13 protein-coding genes are annotated in these 17,672 nt (G+C 65.4%); 7 read left to right on the forward strand and 6 right to left on the reverse strand.

Going from position 1 to position 17,672, the window contains the following annotated elements:
* Positions 1–194: 194 nt before the first annotated feature.
* From Q0J54_RS05235 to topA, 6 genes are all read right to left on the reverse strand, one after another.
* Entirely contained in the window at positions 195–1,727 is a 1,533-nt protein-coding gene (locus tag Q0J54_RS05235; RefSeq protein ID WP_296304395.1) for an efflux transporter outer membrane subunit, read from the reverse strand.
* Positions 1,724–4,921 (reverse strand): efflux RND transporter permease subunit, encoded by a 3,198-nt coding sequence (locus Q0J54_RS05240; protein WP_296304396.1) that lies wholly within the window; start codon positions 4,919–4,921, stop codon positions 1,724–1,726. Before Q0J54_RS05240 ends, Q0J54_RS05235 begins: the two co-directional genes overlap by 4 nt.
* Positions 4,922–4,931: 10 nt before the next feature.
* A complete protein-coding gene (locus tag Q0J54_RS05245; protein ID WP_296304398.1) occupies positions 4,932–6,119 on the reverse strand; it encodes an efflux RND transporter periplasmic adaptor subunit in 1,188 nt (395 codons plus the stop codon).
* A 352-nt stretch (positions 6,120–6,471) separates the two neighbouring features.
* A complete protein-coding gene (locus Q0J54_RS05250) occupies positions 6,472–7,104 on the reverse strand; it encodes a thioredoxin (RefSeq protein WP_296304399.1) in 633 nt (210 codons plus the stop codon).
* A 61-nt stretch (positions 7,105–7,165) separates the two neighbouring features.
* On the reverse strand, positions 7,166–8,356 hold the full coding sequence (locus Q0J54_RS05255; protein ID WP_296304402.1) for an XdhC family protein: 1,191 nt from the start codon (positions 8,354–8,356) through the stop codon (positions 7,166–7,168).
* The gene (gene topA, locus Q0J54_RS05260) at positions 8,349–10,589 is read right to left on the reverse strand and encodes a type I DNA topoisomerase (protein WP_296304403.1); all 2,241 of its coding nucleotides are present in this window, start codon (positions 10,587–10,589) and stop codon (positions 8,349–8,351) included. Before topA ends, Q0J54_RS05255 begins: the two co-directional genes overlap by 8 nt.
* Before the next feature lie 324 nt (positions 10,590–10,913).
* Between topA and Q0J54_RS05265 the strand changes: the two genes are divergently transcribed.
* The 7 genes from Q0J54_RS05265 (at position 10,914) to Q0J54_RS05295 (ending at position 17,656) form a co-directional block, all read left to right on the forward strand.
* Positions 10,914–11,471 (forward strand): hypothetical protein, encoded by a 558-nt coding sequence (locus Q0J54_RS05265; protein ID WP_296304404.1) that lies wholly within the window; start codon positions 10,914–10,916, stop codon positions 11,469–11,471.
* Positions 11,468–11,620 (forward strand): hypothetical protein, encoded by a 153-nt coding sequence (locus tag Q0J54_RS05270; protein ID WP_296304405.1) that lies wholly within the window; start codon positions 11,468–11,470, stop codon positions 11,618–11,620. Before Q0J54_RS05265 ends, Q0J54_RS05270 begins: the two co-directional genes overlap by 4 nt.
* Positions 11,621–11,892: 272 nt before the next feature.
* On the forward strand, positions 11,893–12,549 hold the full coding sequence (locus Q0J54_RS05275; RefSeq protein WP_296304406.1) for a hypothetical protein: 657 nt from the start codon (positions 11,893–11,895) through the stop codon (positions 12,547–12,549).
* Positions 12,550–12,935: 386 nt separating this feature from the next.
* The gene (gene traT, locus Q0J54_RS05280; RefSeq protein ID WP_296304407.1) at positions 12,936–13,604 is read left to right on the forward strand and encodes a complement resistance protein TraT; all 669 of its coding nucleotides are present in this window, start codon (positions 12,936–12,938) and stop codon (positions 13,602–13,604) included.
* 292 nt (positions 13,605–13,896) lie between these two features.
* Positions 13,897–15,177, forward strand: a complete 1,281-nt coding sequence (locus tag Q0J54_RS05285; protein ID WP_296304408.1) for a hypothetical protein — start codon at positions 13,897–13,899, stop codon at positions 15,175–15,177.
* Positions 15,178–15,292: 115 nt separating this feature from the next.
* On the forward strand, positions 15,293–16,939 hold the full coding sequence (locus Q0J54_RS05290; protein WP_296304409.1) for a glycosyltransferase family 9 protein: 1,647 nt from the start codon (positions 15,293–15,295) through the stop codon (positions 16,937–16,939).
* Positions 16,940–17,050: 111 nt separating this feature from the next.
* Positions 17,051–17,656 carry a hypothetical protein gene (locus Q0J54_RS05295; RefSeq protein WP_296304410.1) on the forward strand — a complete coding sequence of 202 codons (606 nt, stop codon included), beginning with the start codon at positions 17,051–17,053 and terminating at the stop codon, positions 17,654–17,656.
* Positions 17,657–17,672 lie beyond the last annotated feature (16 nt).

A 17,672-nucleotide genomic window follows, 5' to 3' on the forward strand; every position in this document is an offset into this window, starting at 1 on the left:
AAAGGAGTTTTTATAACATACGCAAAGCTTTAAGCTTTTTTGAACCTCCCGCCTAGCGGGAGGTTTTCTTCATACAAGAAACGGGCCCTGCTTCGGCAGGGCCCGTTCGGTGATCAGGCGGTTTGCGGATCGCCGCGGGCGGACGCGTCTTTCGTTGTGCCGTCGCCTCGCGTGTGGCCTGAAGGCGATACGTCCTAGGAAACCGGTCGCGCCGCCGCGGGCACGGCTTCCGGCGTCTTCGGCCCGGCGGTGCGCTGGGCTTCCACCAGCTTGTCGCTGTCCACCAGCACAGGCCCGGGCGTCACGCCGGGATCCTGCCAGCCGCCGCCCAGGGCCATGCACATGCTCACCACCGCATAGAGGCGGTCACGCAGGGCATTGGCCAGCGAGAGCTCGGCGTTGAACAGCTGTCGCTCGGCATCCAGCACGGTCAGGTAGTCGGAATAGCCGTTGTCGTACTGCAGGCGGGCAATGTCCACCGCCCGGCGCAGGCTTTCCACCTGAGTCCGGTAGCTCTGCACGATGGCGTTGGCTTCGCGCTGCGCCACATAGGCGGAGCGAATGTCGGAGAAGGCCTCGCCCACCGTCTTGCGGTAAGTGGCGATGGCGGCCTTCTTCTGGGCCTCGGCATCCTTGAGGTTATACCAGTTGTAGCCGAAATCCAGCAGCGGCACGCTGGCCGTGGCCCCGTAGTTCCATGTTCCCGAAGGATTGGTGAACAGGTGGCCGAAAGAGGCGCTCAGCGTGCCCAGCGCGCCGGTGATGGAGATGGACGGGAAGAACTGGGCACGCGCCACGCCGATATTGGCATTATAGGCCATGACCAGGAACTCCGCGGCCCGGATGTCGGGCCGCCGCATGAGCAGCTCCGACGGCAGACCTTCGGGAAGCACGGGCGGCGAGGGCATGTCATCGATGGAGCGGCCGCGCTGGATGGCGCCGTCCATGATCTCGCGCGGCGAGCGGCCCAGCAGCACGGCAAGGCTGGCTTCCGCGGAATCCACTGCCACCATGGCGCTGTGCAGCTGCGAGCGGGCCGTTTCCACTTCCGCACGGGCCCGCTGCCAGTCCAGTTCGGTGATGTCGCCCTGTTGATAACGGCTCGTATAGATGCCGAAGGATTCCTCGCGGCTCTTGAGCGTCCGGTTGGCCGTGGCAAGCTGCATGTCCAGCGCCAGCAGCGCAAAGTAACTCTGGGCCGTCTGACCGGCAATGGACAGGCGCAGGGCTTCCTGACTGAGCAGGGTGTTCATCAGGACATCCGTCAGCATGGTACGCTGATTGCGATACTTGCCCCAGAAATCCAGCTCCCAGGCGGCGCTCAGCGCGCCCTGGTAAGTGGTGTAGGAACGGTCGGCCAAGGTGCTGTAGTTGGCGCTGCGCTCGGACATGCTCTGAGCGCCCGCGCCGGCGTCGCCCGTCACCAGCGGGAAGAGGGCGGAGGTCGCCACCCCGGCCTGGGCCGCAGCGGATTCGATGCGCGCCATGCCCTCGGAGAGGTCGAGATTGTTCTTGAGCGCTTCTTCCACCAGAGCCGTCAGCACCGGGTCATTGAAGCGCTTCCACCAGTCCGTATACAGCGGCTGGGTCTTCAGATCCACCTTGCGCCACTGGCTCGGCATGTCGAAGGTCTCGCGCTCGTATTTGGGGGCCAGCGAGCAGCCCCCCAGCACGAAAAGCACCGTCAGGCACGCGGTCAGCGCCCGAAGACGGGGAAACGCGGTCATATGTCGTCCTCCTCGAAGCGTCCCTTCCCTTCATTGGGGTCGCGCTTGCCCTGCAGGCGCAGGGAAACGGACATGATGAACCGGAAGAAGAACGGAATGAACAGAGTGGCAAGGCAGGTGGCGGCCAGCATGCCGCCCACCACGGCCGTACCGATGGCGTGCCGGCTGTTGGCGCCCGCGCCGGAACTGATGGCCAGCGGCACGCAGCCCAGGATGAAGGCCAGGGAGGTCATGACGATGGGGCGGAAGCGCAGGCGGGCGGCGTGCATGGCCGCCACGTCCAGACTGCGCCCGTCACGCCAGGCCTCGACGGCGAACTCCACGATGAGGATGGCGTTCTTGGCCGCCAGCCCCACGAGGGTCACCAGCGCCACCTGGAAGTACACGTCATTGGAGAGGTCCCGCAGCCAGGTGGCCACCAGCGCGCCGAACACGCCGAAGGGCACGGCCGTGAGCACGGCCAGCGGCAGGGACCAGCTTTCGTACTGGGCGGCAAGGATCAGGAAGACCATGACCAGCGCCAGCACGAAGATGATGGTGGTATCCGCGCTGGCCAGCATTTCCTGGAGGGCGGAACCCACCCAGCCAAGGGCGTAATTGCTGTCCAGTACGTCGGCAGCCACCTGATCCATGGCCGCCAGCGCCTGACCGGAGGAATAGCCCGGCGCGGGATCCCCCATGAGGTGGGCCGCCGGGAACACGTTGTACCGCTCCATGGTCTGGGGCGCGGTACGCCGCTCCAGGGTCATAATGGCCGACAGCGGCACCATTTCTCCCTGATTCGTCCGCACGAAAACATCGTGCAGGGATTCGGGCAGCAGGCGGTAGTCGGCCTCGGACTGCATGCGCACCTGGAAGGTGCGGCCGAGGTAGTTGAAGTCATTGATGTACATGGCGCCGAAGGAGGCGTTCATGGCCGTGAAGACGTCGCTGATGCTGATGCCCATGTCCTTGCAGCGGTCGCGGTCCAGATTGGCGTAGAGCTGGGGCGCGCCGGTGGAAAAGAGGCTGCGCAGCGAACCGATGGCCGGATAGCGGCGATTGCCGTTCTCATCCGTGGACATGGCCGCGGTGACGAACTTGTTGGCCATGGCCTCGAGATCCTGGCTCGTGCCGTCGCCGCGCATCTGGATGTAGCATTCAAAGCCGCCCGTGGTGGACATGCCGCTGATGGGCGGCGGCGTGAAGCCGATGGTCACGGCCTCGGGCTGCATCATGGTCACGGCCATGACGCTGGCGCTGATGGCGTCGGCGCTGCTCTCCGGGGTCTTGCGCTCGCTCCACGGCTTGAGCGTGGCGAAGAAGGTGCCGTAATTGCTCTTGGTGGACATGGAGGTGATGTCCAGCCCGTTGATGGACATGACGGTCTCCACGGCCGGATTCTTGAGCAGCCTGTCGGCGATGAGCCGCGTCACATCCGTCGTGCGGGACTGCACCGCGCCGTCGTCGAGGATGGCCATGCCGAGGATGTAGCCCTGGTCCTCATTGGGAACGAGGCCGCCGGGCACGACCTTGAACAGCCAGACGGTGGCCGCGATCATGATGGCGAAGAGGGCGAAGGCCCGCAGCGCGGAATCCTTGATGAAGCGCACGATGCGCACATATTTGTGCGTGGTCTTGGTGAACAGATAGTTGAAGACCACGAAGGGCCTGGCCGGCTGATGGTCATGGGCATGGGGTTTGAGCAGCAGCGCGCAGAGCGACGGGGTCAGCGTCAGGGCCACGATGCCGGAGAGTACCACGGACACCGAGATGGTGATGGCGAACTGTTTGTACATCTGGCCGGCCAGACCGCCCATGAAGGAGACCGGGATAAACACCGCGCAGAGCACCAGCACGATGGCGATGACCGGGGCCGTCACTTCGCTCATGGCCTTGGCCGTGGCTTCCTTGGGCGGCAGATGCTCCGTGGACATGATGCGTTCCACGTTTTCCAGCACCACGATGGCGTCGTCCACCACGATGCCGATGGCCAGCACCATGCCGAAGAGCGTCAGGGTGTTGATGGTGTAGCCGAGGGCGTACATGCCCGCGAAGGTCCCGATGATGGACACCGGCACGGCGATGCAGGGGATGAGCGTGGCCCGCCAGCTCTGCAGGAAGACATAGACCACGATGAACACGAGGATCATGGCTTCCACAAGGGTATGGATGACTTCGTTGATGGATTCCATGACGAAGTCGTTGGTATCCACGATGACCTTGTAGGCGACGCCGTCGGGGAAGCTCTTCGCCAGCTCTTCGAGACGGGCCGTCACGGCGTCGCCGGTGGAGATGGCGTTGGCGCCCGGCAGGAGGTAGACCCCCATGCCGCGGGCCTTCATGCCGTTCATTTCGGTGCTGACGCTGTAGTCCTTGCCGCCCATCTCGATGCGGGCGACATCCTTGAGGCGCAGCATGGCGCTGTCCTCGCCGGTGCGTACGATGATCTCGCCGAATTCCTCCGGCGTGCTGAAGCGGCCCTTGGTGTCGATCTGCCAGGAAAGCTCGGCATTCTGGGGCAGCGGCGGGTCGCCGAGGCGGCCGGGCGAGAACTGCGAGTTCTGCTCCTGGATGGCGGCGGCGATGTCGCTGACGGACAGGTTGTACTTGGCCAGCTTGTCCGGCTGAATCCAGATGCGCATGGCGTAGTCCATCTGGCCGAACACGGACACGTCGCCCACGCCGGGCACGCGCTTGAGTTCGTCGGCCACGTTCATCTGCATGTAGTTGTGCAGAAAGACTTCGTCGTAGCGCCCGTCGGGCGAGTACATGGCGATGACCTGCAGCATGGCCGGCGAACGCTTGGTCACGGTCACGCCCTGCAGGCGCACGCTCTCGGGCAGGGTCGTCTGGGCAAGGTTTACCTTGTTGTTGACGTTGACCAGCGCCATGTCCGGGTTGGTTCCCAGCGAAAAGTAGACGTTGACCGAACCGGAGCCGGACCCGGATGAGGCCGTGGACGTCATGTAGAGCATGTTTTCCACGCCGTTGATGTTCACTTCCAGCGGAGCCAGCACGGTGGCGGCGATGGTCTCCGCCGAAGCGCCGGGGTAGTACGCGGACACGTTGACCGTGGGCGGCACAAGGTCGGGATACTGGGCGATGGGCAGGGCCTTCATGGCCAGCGCGCCCACGAGCGTGATGACGATGGAGATGACCGACGAAAGGATCGGCCGTCTCAAAAAGAGATTGGGTTTAGCGGAGGCAGCCATGACGCATCACCTACTGGGCGGCCTTTTCCGCGTTGTCGTCCTTGCCGGCCTCCTTGCCGTCGCCGCCGGATGCGGCGGCCTTGCCGCCCTTCTCCTGTCCGGGCGCGGCCGCCTGGACGTCCTGATTCTGCGGGGTCACGGGCTGACCGGGACGGGCCTTGACGAGACCTTCGCTGATGATGACCTCGCCGCCCTTGAGGCCGGAGTCCACAAGGTACATGTCACCGACGGTCTCGCTGACCGTCACGGGCACGGAATGCACGATATTGTCCTTGTCCACGGTCAGGACGAAGGACCCCTTCTGGGTGATGAGCAGGGACTTCTGGGGGATGAGGATGGCGTCCACCAGCACGTCGCCTTCCATGAAGATGCGCACATACTGCCCGGGCATGATGGCCCCGGAGGAATTATCGAAGGTGGCCCGGGCCTTGATGACCCCGGTGGTGGGCTGCACGCGGCTGTCGATGAAGTTGATGACCCCTTCCACCGGGCTCATGCTGCCGTCCAGCAGACGCAGACGGGCTTTATAGAGATTGTTTTCCGGGAAGCGCAGACGACCTTCCGCCGCCAGCTGCTGCCGGCGCATGCGCTCCGGCGCGGCGATGGAGAAGTCGATGTACATGGGGTCGGTCTGCTCCACATAGGTGAGCAGGGAGTTATTGCTCACCAGGTTGCCGGGCGTGTAATTTTCCTTGGAGCTGTAGCCGGAGACCGGCGACACCACCTGGCAGTAGTCCAGATTGATCTTGGCCTGGCGCAGGGCGGCCCGGGCGCTGTCGTAGGCGGCGCGGGCGTTGTCGCGGTCCTTCTGGGAAACGGCGTTCTTCTCGTACAGGGGGCGGATGCGCTGCCATTCGCGGGCAGCGCTGTCGTACTGGGCCTGGGCCTGCTGCACCTGCGCTTCGTACTGGTCACGCTCGATCTGGAAAAGCAGCTGCCCTTCCTTCACGAACGCCCCTTCATCATACAGGCGCTTCTCGATGATGCCCTGTACCCGGGCACGCACTTCCACGGAACGGGAACCGGAAGCCTGGGCCTGGTACTGGGCTGTCCAGGGCCGGTCCTTGGCCTCCACATGAAAAACGCTCACCAGCGGCCCTTTCCCCCCCTGCTGCGCCTGCTCTTCGCCCTTGCAGGCGGCAAGCTGGACAAGCACGAGGAGGGCAAGCGCCGCTGAAAACATCTTACGAGTACGCATCGTCACAAAACTCCATAAGCGGTTGCCCGCTTTTCACAATAGTTGCCGCCGCAGCGGACGCGGAAGACAGAAGACACGGCTGCAATCAGCGGAAGGCGTCGTACGGCGCACGCGCTTTCCTGCCGAATGCAGCCCGGTCTTCCCCGGCGGCAGACAGCGCACTTTCTTTAGGCACTTTCCTCCGCAGGGGGGAACAAACTGTCGAAAAACATACTTTCGCCGTTTGTGTCAAGAAAGGCGACGGAAATGTCGCCTCTTTCTGCTCCCTAAAAACCAAATGATTCCAACAGGTTGAAAATACGTATGTTTTTTCTGCAACCTGCTGATTTCATTGACTAAAATTTTTCAACCTTTATTCGTCGCCTTCATCGCCCGTATAGAGGCCCGCCGCGGCAAGACGGGTATGCTGCGCGGCAAGGCGGATGAAGACGCACCACCAGAGAGCGTTCTTGAGTATCTGGGTACGGTTGCGGCGCCGGGGCGTCATGCTGGGGCGCAGGGCGCTCAGCTCGAGGGAATGTTCTCCGCCGGTCTCGCTCAGATAGGCCACGCGCAGTTCGATACGCTGCATCTCGTTGACCTTGTCCGGCGGGTACTGGCTCAGGAGCCGGGCCGAGATGTCCGTGGCCTTGGCCGTGCTCGTGGGCATGTCCGAGCTGTTCTCGGCGATGTCCTGGATGAGGCCGTCGACGATCAGGTCCACGGAGGTCACGTTGCAAAGATTGATCTTGCCGCGTCCGGCTTCGGCATGCTGCCGCACGACACGGTAATAGAAGCCGCCCATCTCCTCGGAGACGCCGATGACCACCGTGCTCTGATCCGCACCGGCATAGACGCCGACCTGGGCCGTCATGCGGGTATCGTCGGCGATCTCCGCCTTGATGGCGGCGATGAGGCGGCGCTGTACCAGCAGGCGACGCCGGGCTTCCATATAAATAATGGCGATGGCGCTCAGGAGGAGCAGGACGATGAAAAGCTGAACCACGGGAAACTCCTTCGCAAAAAAACGGGAAGCCGCCCGGCGTGACGCCTGCGGCCGGGCGGTATCAGTCGTCGATGCGCAGTCGCTGCAAGGTCCCGGCGCGGGCGGCCAGCAGCTCGGCCACCACGGATACGGCGATCTGCTGCGGCGAATCCGCCCCGATGGGCAACCCTATGGGGCAGCGCACGCAGGCCAGCTCCGCATCGGGCACGCCCTCCTTGCGCAGGGCGGCGTAGACGCTTTCTTTCTTGGAACGGCTGCCGATCATGCCGATATAGAAGGCATGGCTTTCCAGCGCCTGCACCAGCACCTCGCGATCGAAACTGTGCCCGCGCGTCATAATGGCCACATAATGCCGCCTGCCGATGCCGCAGGCGCGGACAAGATTGGCAAAGGCCTGGAGCACGAAACAGTGGCGCGCCATGGGAAAGCGCTCGGCCGAGGCGAATTCCGCCCTGTCGTCCACCACATCCACCACGAAACCGCAGGCGTGCGCCAGCGTGGCCACCTCAAGCGACACATGCCCGCCGCCGCACAGCAGCAGCACCGGGGGCGTATCCAGCGGCTCCATGTAGACGCGGGCCACCGTCGTATCCACAAGCCCGGCCTTGCCCTTGCGCTTGTCCAGCAGGGCGCGGGCCGGATCCAACCCGATGATGACATTGGGCGTATCCTCCGGGATGAGCGGCACATCCGCCGTCCTGCCGTCGGGCAGGGCCTCGGGCCGCCGCTCCAGATAGAGGACGCGCCGGGGCAGGCTCTCGCGGGTGACATCCACCGACCAGATGCCGTCGATGCCCTGGTCCAGGGCCCGCTGGGCCTGACGGAACAGCGGGGCCTGTGCGACGGAAAGACTTTCGCAGAGCACCTCCATGCTGCCGCCGCAGATCATGTCCGTGTCGGCGCTGCCGTCCATGCTGCAACGGTGGCAGGCGGAAAGACCGCTGGCAAGACACTGGCGGGCCATCTCCAGCGCGGCGGCTTCCAGCGCGCCGCCGCCCACGGTCCCCAGCAGGCCCTGTGAGGTCAGCAGGGCCCGCGTGCCGGCGCCGCGCGGGGCGGAGCCCTCCCGGCTGATCACGGTCATCAGGACGGCCCGCTGCCCGGCCTCCAGCAGGTCGGCGATGCGCTGCTCCAGCCCGAGCGGACTGCTCAACGGCGTGATGCGGGGCGGAGGCGGCGGCGTCACCGCGCCTGCGGGGATGCGCTCGTCATTCCGGCGCTTGCCGTCTTCCGGCTTCGGCTTTTTAGGCATGATCGTCCTCCTTCACATAGCCGCACCCCTTGACGGGGCAGATGATCTTCACGCCGTCGCGCGACTTCTTTTCCACCAGATACGGGGAGCCGCAGCGCGGACAGGTCTCGGGGACGGGCCTGTCCCAGAGGGCAAAGTCACATTTGGGATACTGGTCGCAGGAATAGAAGATCTTGCCGCGCTTGCTGCTCTTTTCCACGAGCCTCCCCTCGCCGCAGCGCGGGCAGAGCACGCCCGTGGAGAAGGGCGCGGCATAATCGCAGTCGGGATAGCCCGTGCAGGCGATGAAGCGGCTGCCCGTGCGGGAACGCTTGACGACCAGGTCCCTGCCGCAGCGCGGGCATTCGCCCACCTTTTCCAGCTGCTGTTTCTGCGGGGCGACGATCTCCAGCGCGCCGTCGGCATTGCGCTGGAAATTGCTGGTGTACCGGCATTCGGGATAGCCGGAGCAGGCCAGGAACTGACCGGCCTTGCCGAACTTGATCACCAGCGGCTTGCCGCAGTCCGGGCAGGTCAGATCCGTGGGAATGCCCCCCTTGACGGACTGCATGTTTTTGGCCGCCGCCGCCAGGGTGGGATTGAAGTCGTCGGCGAAGTGATGCAGCAGGTCCACCCACTGTTCCTTGCCTTCCGCCACCTTGTCGAGGCCTTCTTCCATGCTGGCCGTGAAGCCCACGTCCATGAGCCGCCCGAAGTGCTCCACGAGCTGCCTGCAGACGATGCGTCCCAGATCCGTGGGGATGAAATGCCTGTCCTGGAGGCTGACGTACTCGCGGTCCTGCAGGGTGGAGATGATGCTGGCGTATGTGGACGGTCGTCCGATGCCGCGCTCTTCCAGCTCGCGTACGAGGCTGGCTTCGCTGTAGCGGGCCGGGGGCTGGGTGAACTTCTGTTCCTTCTCCAGCTTGTCCAGCGCCAGTTCCTGCCCCGGCGTCAGCGGGGGCAGCTCGCTGTCCGCCTCGTCCTGACTCCTCGGCATGGCCGCCAGAAAGCCCGGGAAGAGCAGCCGCTCGCCCTTGGCGCGCCACTGGCTCGGCCCGCAGGCGATGAGCGCCGTAGTGTCGTGGAAGCGCGCCCCGGCCATCTGCGAGGCCACGAAGCGCGACCAGATGAGCCGGTAAAGATTGTACTGATCCGGCGGCAGATGCCCTTTGAGACTGTCCGGGGTGATGGTCACGTCCACGGGGCGGATGGCTTCATGCGCGTCCTGCGCGCCGCTCTTGGCCTTGTAGACGCGGCTTTTGGCCGGCAGGTAGTCCTTGCCCCAGGTGGCGGCGATGAAGTCGTGGGCCGCCGTACGGGCCTCATCGGCGATGCGCGTGGAGTCCGTACGCATATAGGTGATGAGGGCCGTGATGCTGCCGTCCTCCATCTCCACGCCTTCGTACAGGCGCTGCGCGATGGTCATGGTGCGCTTGGCCGTGTAGGAGAGGCGCTGGTTGGCCGCCTGCTGCAGGGTGGACGTGATGAAGGGCGGCTGCGGCGCGCGCTCGCGCTCCTTCTGCTCCACGCTCTCCACGCGCCAGGGCTGCCCGTTCAGGGCATCCTCCAGCGCCCGGGCGGCCTCGGCATGGGGGATGACGGCCTTTTTGCCGTTGAGCTTGTGCAGTTCGGCCCGGAAGGGCGGCGGCGTCTCGCCCCGCAGATGGGCGCGGAACTGCCAGTATTCTTCCGGCACGAAGGCATCCCGTTCGTCCTCCCGCTCCACGATGAGCCGCAGCGCCACGGACTGCACCCGGCCGGCGGAAATGCCGCGCTTGATGGTCTTCCAGAGCAGGGGGGAGATCTTGTAGCCCACCAGCCGGTCGAGCACCCGCCGTGCCTGCTGGGCCTCGAAAAGATCCCGGTTGAGCGCGCGGGGGTGGGCCAGCGCGTCCTTGACGGCCCGCGCCGTGATCTCGTTGAACTGGATGCGCTTGATGTCCCTGGCCTTGTCGCCGATGAGCTCGGCCACATGCCAGGCGATGGCCTCCCCTTCCCGGTCGGGGTCGGGCGCAAGATACACGGTCTCGGCCTTGGCCGCAGCGGCGCGCAGCTCGCTGACCACGTTTTTCTTGTTGTCGATGACCTGATACTGGGGGGCGAAGTCGTTGGCCTCGTCCACCCCCAGTGAGCTGGACGGCAGGTCGCGCACATGGCCCACGCTGGCCAGCACCATGTAATGCGGCCCCAGGAATTTCTTGATGGTCTTCACCTTGGCAGGCGATTCCACGATGATCAGCTCTTTGCCCATGCCTCTGCTCCCTCTCCAGTTTCGCAGGCGAGAATACGGCAAAATGCGGCAGCGTCAAGAGGCCCACGCGCATGCCGCCGGCGCTGGGGAACGCTTTTGCCGCGTTTTCGACGACATACGCCGGGTTGGACCAGTCCCGCTCCCGCCCGCCCCGCTTCTCTTGTGGTTACTTCTTTCTTCTTCATGGCGCAACAGGGCAGGCAGCGTCGCGCAGATTCCGATTCTTTCCCTCGGGTCATCGGGACGGGTAGACAAGACGTTTCTCCTGATAAATAAAAAACTAGTTTTTTATTTAAGTAGTCTCTACCGCCCAAAGGACTCCTCATGGCTGCTCGAGTACGAAAATATGCCGGCCTGCGCCATCTCATCGTCCTGCTGACGGCGTGCTGCCTGTTCCTGTCGGGCTGCGGAGCCAAACTTTCGGACAGCGGCACAATCCCCTCGGTGACGATCGCAAAGGATACGCCCTTTACTCTGGAAGTCTCGACGGAGGAAGTCCAGAAAAGGGGGATGCGCGTCGACGGCCTGACCGCCGCCATCAGGGAGCAGCTCCAGACCGCCGGCGGGGTGGAGGCCGCAAACGGCCCCGGCCCCGGCACGCTGGCGGTATGTGTGGAGGTGCGGGGCATCTATCTTGCCGGCATGACACGCAAAAATTATTTGACGACCATGGGAGCCACGGCTGTTGCCCTGACGGTGGCCGCCGTGCCGGGGACTGTGGTGGGGGCCGCCCACGGCCTGATGAACTCCGCTTGTTGCTGCATCGTCCCGAGCGTCATTGCGGGGGGAGTCCTGGGCGCCGCCACAGGCGCGACCCTGGGCCATGTTATGAGTGAGGGCAGCAGGGAAGCAAGAGAGATCTGGGCCTGCGGGCCAGTGTGAGCATCGGACGCGGCGAAGCGCCGGAGGAACAGAAGATCATCATCAATTCCGGCAGACCGCTCTGGGAAAATCCGTTGGACATCCTCTGCGAAAAGCTTGCGGAACGCATCCGCAAGACGCTGGAGACCGAGCCGGCTCCGGCCTCGTAGGAATGGGCACGCTGCCCGCCTTCCGCAACGCGCCCCGCCCGCTTCCGGCATCGCGGCGGAAACGCCCGACAGGACAGATCGATGTACCCCTCTCTTTTTTTCCTCCGACTTGCGGCGGCGCGGTCCGCTTGTCTCCCTGGCCGGAATGCCGTATGGCTGAATAAACGGGATGTCCCTCCGGCGTCCGCGACACGCGAGGCATCCCCTGTCAGGAGGTATCGGGCGACGTCCTGGACAACAAGGCGTTCCGTCCCGCTCCTGGGGAGGACAACATGAGGCTTTCTTGCCGTCGCAAGCGCATCGGCGCATACCTGGCCCTTCTTCCGCTCTGCTTCTGCCTGCTTCTGGCGGGCTGCGGGGCACGCCCGGACAGCGGCGCCCTCGCGCCGGTCCGTGTGGACGAAAACACCTCCTTTTATCTGGATGTCTCGGGGGCCGGCATCAATGCCGAAGACCTCAAATACACCATCATGGGCTACCTCCAGAGCGATACCGGCATGAACATGGCCGACAGCCCCGGCCCCGGGACACTGGTGGTGCGCGTGGACGTGCGGGAGATCTTCCCGGCGGGCAGCTCGAGCATGGATGCCCGGGAGACCCTGGGGACCACCGCTACCGGCGTCCTGCTGGGCACGCTGGTGGGGGGGCTTGCGGGCGGCCGCAGCGGCGCACTCATCGGCGCGGGCGTGGGCGCGGCCACGGGCATCGGCGTCTCGGCGCTGGACAGCCGGACGAAGACCCTCTGGGCCATGCGTGCGGATGTCGGTCTGGCCCGGGACAAGGCCCCGGACAAGCTGGAAGAGATCGTCGTCAGCGCCGACGGCGTCAGCTCCCGCGACGAGGCGCTGCCCACCCTGCAGGACAAGCTGGCCCAGCGCATCAGCGCGGCGGTCACGACCTCGACCGCCGGCGGCGGGCACGAGAAGTGACGCCACCACGGCATCCCGCCCTTGCGGACGGCGGCTGATCCCGCGCCGCCTTGCCCGCTCGGAGGAGCCCGCACGGCCGCGGCGGCACTGGACATGGCCGGCGAAAGCTGGTCAAATGGCAGCCGTGCCCCGCGCGGTCGCGAGGGGACGACGCCGGATGATCTGACGGGACGTGCCGCCGGTTGTGACGGACGGCAGTCCACGCCCTCCGGCCGCCCTGCACGCGCCCCCGGCAAGCGGATGGCGCGGCGGTATGGAGCACGCGCGTCAGCGAAAGCTCTCCCGGTTTCCGGGCAGAACACCGTCATGGACCGTCCGCGGGAACGGCCGCCGACGCTTCCTCTTTTCCCCCTCGGCGGAAATGCCGCACAAAACGGATAGAGCTCATGGAACACTTACGAAAATCCTTCGTGCTGCCGCTGTTGGCCTGCCTGCTGCTTTCCAGCGCCTGCGTGAAGCAGGGCGGACAGGCCGGCCCCTTGGACGTCTACCGTAACGGCAAGCTTGACGAAGCCGGAACGGACATAGCCGATGTGGCCTACGTCAACGTGCGGGACAGCACGGCGCTGGTGAACAATCTGCATGACGAGATCGCCCAGCGTCTGCGGACGCATGGCATCGAACTGACCCAGAACCCGAGCCAGGCGGGCTATATCCTCCAGATCTCCGTCCTGACCTGCGCTCCCTCGGCGACGGAGATCCTCAGGCAGCGCGTGGACGCCGGCTACGGCGCTCCCGCCGATCTGTCGGGCGCGGGCAATACCGCGCTGGTGACGGACGCCCTGCTGGTCTTGCGCCGCGTGCCGCGCGCCGGCAAGAAGCAGGCCCTGCGGAACATCTCCAACCGGCAGGCCGTGGCCAGCAGCCAGATGCGGCTCGGGCTACAGGCGCACAAGGTGCTGGACACCACCCAGAACCTGCCCCCGGACATCGGCAGCAAGCTGGCGGCGGAGATCTGCACCCCCATCCTGCACCATGCCGCCGGCACGGAAGATCCGCACGCCGCGGCAGAGCCCGCCGTAACGGACAAGAAGAGCTCCGGCGGCAAAAAATAATCCTCACGGAAACAGACATCCCCGGCAGTCCGCATCTGCCGGGGATGTCTGTTTCAGATCGCCTCAGGCCTCATCGGGCGGCGGTCCGCGAAAAATGCGTGCCGAACGCATGTCGTCATCTTGACGAACGTATGCGCCCTCCCTCCTGCCATGCTGCCGAAAACCAGTCAATGACGCAAACAATTATTCAGAATATCTGACAAAAAATAAAAGCGCACATTTTTTGCATTCCTTTCCGCGCCATGTCGGCTTTCCGTTGGAGGCGGCACGGCCACTTTTCGGGAGGGAGAACATGACCAATTCTTTGCCCCATATCCGGCCCCCTATGGAGAAGCAAACCAGCCTCTCCCTGACGCAGGGGCGCAAGTCCGCCGAGGCCGACACCTTCGCCGCCATGCTCCACAAAGAGGCGGCGGGCGTCTCCCGCCCGGCGCAGTCCGCCGACGCCCCTGCCGGTACGGAAAAGACGCCGGCCCAGACGAAGGACGGTACGGCCGCCCCGGCCACCGCCGCCGACAACAGCGCGGATGCGGCCGCTTCCGGCAAGGCCGTTCCAATGCGCTCCGAACTGCCGGGCATGCCCCTGCACGGACGGGGAATGACGCCCCTGCACCGTTCGGCCCTGGCCGGACGCACGCCCAGCGAAGTGATGCAGGGCCAGCTTTTCTCCGACGCGTCGCTGGACATCAAGCGCACGCAGGCTCTGGAAGGCTTCATGCAGACGCTGGAAGGCAGCGGGGATTCCCTCCTCTCCAGCGCCCAGAATTTCAGCGTGGCCCGTCAGCTGCCCGGCCTCAGCCTCTCCCTGCGGGACCAGAACGTCATCCGCGAGCTGAGCAGCGACGACTATGTACGCACGCACAACCCGTCCGATGCCGCCGCCGCGCGGGGACGCCGCCGTACCGCCCGCAAGCGGCACTCCCATGAAGCCGCCTACGGCGGCGAGGAGATCGGCTCCCTGTCCGCCCGCTTTGAGTCCGGCAAAGCCGGCATCTCCGCCATCGGCTACGACAGCAAGGGCGGCACGTCCTACGGCAAATACCAGATCGCGTCCCGCGTCGGCAGCATGGACGCCTTCCTGTCCTTCCTCGACACGGAAGCGCCGGACATCGCCCGGCGGCTGCGCAGCGCCGGACCGGCCAATACCGGCAGCCGGCAAGGGGCCATGCCCGAGGAATGGAAAAACATCGCCGCCGAACAGCCGGAGCGCTTCGGCAGCCTGCAGGAATCCTTCATCCGGGAAAGCCATTATGACCCCGCCGTGGCCGGCATCACGGAACGTACCCGCCTGAACATGGCGGAGCTGTCGCCCATCATGCGGGAAGTCATCTGGAGCACCGCCGTCCAGCACGGCCCGCGCGGCGCCGTGCGTATCTTTGAACAGGCGGATGCCGCCACCAGCGGCAGCGGCAAGAAATACGAGCGGGGCCTCATCTCCAACGTCTACGACATCCGTTCCGGGCAGTTCGGCGGCCATTCCGAAGGCATACGAGCATCGGTACAAGGCCGCTTCAAGGAAGAGGAAGCCCTCGCCCTGAACATGCTGGACGGCGCCACGAACCGCACGGCCTGAAAGGGCTTGCCCCACCCGTCGGAAAAGGTCGCCGGGGGGGCCGGCACGCGCCGCCCCCCGGCCGCATGACCGCGTTGCCCCCCCTCAACCAGCCACGCCGCCTGTTTCGCCCCGCATGAGCGTAGATATCCTTTTTCTGAACCTCACCCGTTTCGGCGATCTGCTGCAAAGCCAGGCGCTGCTCGAGGACTGCCGCCGGGCCGGCCTGCGGGCCGGGCTCGTCTGTCTGGACAATTTCGCGGCGGCCCTGCCGCTGCTGCGCTCGCTTCCCGAGGCCTGGCCCCTGCCGGGGGCGGAATTCCTCCGGCGGCTGGACGGCAAGGGGCCGGGCCGGAGCTGGCATGACGCCCCCGCCCTGCTGCTGGACTTCGTAGGCCGCCTGCGGCAGGAAGCCGCGCCGCGGCACATCGTCAATCTGACGGCCACCCTGCCGGCCCGCCTGCTGGCCTCCCTGCTGGCCCCCTCCCCCGAGGCCGTCACAGGCTTTGCCCTGGACCGCGAGGGTTTCGGCTTCTGTCAGGGCAACTGGGCCGCCTACCTCTGCGGCACGACCCTCAAACGCTGCAACGCTCCCTTCAACATGCAGGACATGTTCCGCATGGCCGCCCGGCCCGCCATCCGGGCCCTCGGCCACCCGGCCGCCGCTGACGAGCCGTCGCACGGCGGCCGCCTGCTGCCGCCGAGCGACGCCCTGCGTCAGCAGGTGGACGGCCTGCTTGCCGCCGCCCCGGAAGGCTGTCGCGGTCTTGTCGGTTTGCAGCTCGGCGCCAGCCACCCCGCCCGACAGTGGCCGGAAAGCTCCTTTGCCGCCGTGGGGGACGGCCTGTGGCGCTCGGCCGGCCTCTGCCCCGTGCTGCTGGGGACCGCCTCCGAAAAGCCGCTGGCCCGCGCCTATGCCAAGCATGCGCGCGGTCCGTTCCTCGACGCCGTGGGCGCCACCAGCCTGCCCGCGCTGGCCGGGCTCGTCTCGCGCCTGCGCCTGCTGGTGACCAACGACACCGGCACCATGCACCTTGCCGCCGGCCTGGGCATCCCCTCGCTGGCCATCTTCCTGGCGACGGCCCAGGCCTGGGATACCGGCCCCTATCTGGAAGGCTGCTGCTGCCTTGAACCCGCCCTGCCCTGCCACCCCTGCGGTTTCCGGCAGACCTGCCCGCATGACGGCGGCTGCCGCCGGCACATCTCGCCCCGTACGGTCCTGCGGCTGGCCCTGGGCTGGCTGGCGTCCGGCCGCTGGGAAAGCGGCGTGGACGACGGCCTGCGGCAGGAGGCGCGCGTCTGGCGAACCACGCGGGACCCCGTGTCCGGCTTTGTCGATCTCGCCTGCCTGAGCGGACACGAGCATGAAGACCGCAGCCTCTGGCTGCACCTGCAACGCCATTTCTGGCAAGGGCTTCTTGATGAGCTGGACGGCATGCCGGCCTCTTCCCCATCCCCGCTCCCGGCGGATGTTGTGGACGCCGCGCGGCTGTCGGGCACTGTCCGTACGCTGCTGCCCGTCCTGCAGGAGGCCGCCCACTTCCTTGCCGCCCTGCCGGAACAGTGCCGGCTGGCGACGGCTCATCCGCGCATGGGCCAGCTCCTCCTGCGTGCCTGCGACCACATCCAGCGCCTTCTGGAAAGCGGGGACGAGCTGACCTCCCTGGGCTACTTCTGGCATGAGGCGCGGCAGGCCCGCGGCAGCGATCTGGCGGCGCTGGCCAGGCTTTCCGAGCGTCTTGCCCACCACATACGGTTGCTGACCGCGCTCCTGACGTCTTGATAAGGTACGTTTTTTGCTTTATGCTCGATAAACCCTTTCAGGGAAAATTTTGCCGGCAAGTTCCCGCCTCCCGACGGGAGCTTCTATTGTTCGCTGATGCGAGGAGGTTTTATGATCATTGTGGACGGCCGTAACAGCGGCAAGGAGATCTCCAACTTTGCCAATCTCGAGGAAATCCTCGTGGACGTTATGGAAGATGAGGGGATGGAAAATCGCGTGGTCACCGATGTGCTGGTGAACAACGAACAGTTCTCCGAGATCTATCCCCATCAGGCCGAAGACATCTCCACTGCCTCCATCACTTCCGTGGAAGTACGCTCCGTCGAAGCCTCGGAGATGGCGCTGGCCATCGCGGGCGAAATGGAAAAAGTCGCCCTGATGATGGAAAAGGCCGCCCACGAGATCGCGCGCCTCTTCCGCGAAGCCTCCAATACCGACGCGCTCGAACTGCTGCAGGACCTGCTGGACGTCAACCGCGACTTTATGAGCATGCTTGCCCTGCTGCGTACCCAGTACCTCAAGGGCGTCAAGAGCGACGACCTCAACATCCGGGAGGAAAAATTTACCGATCTGCTCTCGGAAATGACCGAAGTGTTCGAAAGCGAGGACTGGATCCTGCTGGCCGACCTGCTCGAATACGAATTTGCGCCCCTCTGCCTTGAATGGCGCACCACCAGCCAGAACGTACACAAGGCCATGCAGGAACAAAAAGCCTGAACGGCCGCCGGAGGGA

The sequence above is a fragment of the uncultured Desulfovibrio sp. genome, assembly GCF_944324935.1.
Lineage (GTDB): Bacteria > Desulfobacterota > Desulfovibrionia > Desulfovibrionales > Desulfovibrionaceae > Desulfovibrio.

Bases quoted from the DNA above. Each gene is read 5' to 3' on its own strand.
- Q0J54_RS05295 (WP_296304410.1), top strand. From the start codon at position 17,051: ATGATCATTGTGGACGGCCGTAACAGCGGCAAGGAGATCTCCAACTTT.
- Q0J54_RS05285 (WP_296304408.1), top strand. From the start codon at position 13,897: ATGACCAATTCTTTGCCCCATATCCGGCCCCCTATGGAGAAGCAAACC.
- Q0J54_RS05235 (WP_296304395.1), bottom strand. From the start codon at position 1,727: ATGACCGCGTTTCCCCGTCTTCGGGCGCTGACCGCGTGCCTGACGGTG.
- Q0J54_RS05290 (WP_296304409.1), top strand. From the start codon at position 15,293: ATGAGCGTAGATATCCTTTTTCTGAACCTCACCCGTTTCGGCGATCTG.
- Q0J54_RS05265 (WP_296304404.1), top strand. From the start codon at position 10,914: ATGGCTGCTCGAGTACGAAAATATGCCGGCCTGCGCCATCTCATCGTC.
- Q0J54_RS05275 (WP_296304406.1), top strand. From the start codon at position 11,893: ATGAGGCTTTCTTGCCGTCGCAAGCGCATCGGCGCATACCTGGCCCTT.
- topA (WP_296304403.1), bottom strand. From the start codon at position 10,589: ATGGGCAAAGAGCTGATCATCGTGGAATCGCCTGCCAAGGTGAAGACC.
- Q0J54_RS05255 (WP_296304402.1), bottom strand. From the start codon at position 8,356: ATGCCTAAAAAGCCGAAGCCGGAAGACGGCAAGCGCCGGAATGACGAG.
- Q0J54_RS05240 (WP_296304396.1), bottom strand. From the start codon at position 4,921: ATGGCTGCCTCCGCTAAACCCAATCTCTTTTTGAGACGGCCGATCCTT.
- traT (WP_296304407.1), top strand. From the start codon at position 12,936: ATGGAACACTTACGAAAATCCTTCGTGCTGCCGCTGTTGGCCTGCCTG.
- Q0J54_RS05245 (WP_296304398.1), bottom strand. From the start codon at position 6,119: ATGCGTACTCGTAAGATGTTTTCAGCGGCGCTTGCCCTCCTCGTGCTT.